This is a genomic window from Moraxella porci DSM 25326, assembly GCF_002014855.1.
In the GTDB taxonomy this organism is placed as follows: domain Bacteria; phylum Pseudomonadota; class Gammaproteobacteria; order Pseudomonadales; family Moraxellaceae; genus Moraxella; species Moraxella porci.
Window position 1 is genome coordinate 1 of record NZ_MUYV01000018.1, and the last position, 1,301, is coordinate 1,301.

Here is a 1,301-nt window from a genome sequence, read left to right on the forward strand (position 1 = left end):
CGAGGAAACCATCATGGCAAAGGCCAAGTTTGAACGTAACAAGCCACACGTAAACGTTGGTACCATCGGTCACGTTGACCATGGTAAAACCACTCTAACTGCTGCTATCGCAACCGTTGCTGCTAAGCACCACGGTGGTGAAGCAAAAGACTACGCTGCTATTGACTCTGCTCCAGAAGAAAAAGCACGTGGTATTACCATTAACACTTCTCACATCGAGTATGACACTGCTGCGCGTCACTACGCACACGTTGACTGCCCAGGCCACGCTGACTATGTTAAAAACATGATCACTGGTGCTGCACAGATGGACGGCGCAATCCTAGTTGTTGCTGCAACTGACGGCCCAATGCCACAAACTCGTGAGCACATCCTACTATCTCGTCAGGTTGGCGTACCATACATCATGGTATTCATGAACAAGTGTGACCTAGTTGATGACGAAGAGCTTCTAGAGCTAGTAGAAATGGAAGTACGTGAACTTCTATCTGACTATGACTTCCCAGGTGATGACACGCCAATCATCAAAGGTTCTGCACTACTAGGCCTTAACGGTGACCAAGGTCAATACGGTGAGCCAGCAGTTCTAGAACTACTAGACACCCTAGACAGCTACATCCCAGAGCCAGAGCGTGCAGTAGATAAAGCATTCCTAATGCCAATCGAAGACGTATTCTCAATCTCAGGTCGTGGTACTGTTGTTACTGGCCGTGTTGAGTCTGGTATCATCAAAGTTGGTGAAGAGATCGAAATCGTTGGTATCAAACCAACTCAAAAAACCACCTGTACTGGTGTTGAAATGTTCCGTAAACTGCTAGACGAAGGTCGTGCAGGTGAGAACTGTGGTGTTCTACTTCGTGGTACTAAGCGTGAAGAAGTTCAACGCGGTCAAGTACTGGCTAAGCCAGGTTCAATCACCCCACACACCAAGTTCGACGCAGAAGTATACGTACTATCTAAAGAAGAAGGTGGCCGTCATACCCCATTCCTAAATGGCTATCGTCCACAGTTCTACTTCCGTACAACTGACGTAACTGGTGCAATCACCCTACAAGAAGGCACTGAAATGGTTATGCCAGGCGATAACGTTGAGATGAGCGTTGAGCTAATCCACCCAATCGCTATGGACAAAGGTCTACGCTTCGCGATCCGTGAAGGTGGCCGTACCGTAGGTGCTGGTGTTGTTGCAACTGTTAAAGACTAATCGTCAAACAAAAAACAACCCAAGCAATTGCCAAACTGACATCAGTAGCAATTGCACACAAAAAGACAGATCCGAGAGGGTTTGTCTTTTTGTTTTG

Annotated in this window: 1 protein-coding gene; it reads left to right on the plus strand. The window is 47.2% G+C overall.

Going from position 1 to position 1,301, the window contains the following annotated elements:
* Positions 1 to 13 precede the first annotated feature (13 nt).
* The gene (gene tuf / locus B0681_RS09925; protein ID WP_078318570.1) at positions 14 to 1,204 is read left to right on the plus strand and encodes an elongation factor Tu; all 1,191 of its coding nucleotides are present in this window, start codon (positions 14 to 16) and stop codon (positions 1,202 to 1,204) included.
* The last annotated feature ends 97 nt before the right edge of the window (positions 1,205 to 1,301 follow it).

Excerpts from the sequence above, each read along its gene's own strand:
- tuf (WP_078318570.1), top strand. The coding sequence starts at position 14 with ATGGCAAAGGCCAAGTTTGAACGTAACAAGCCACACGTAAACGTTGGT.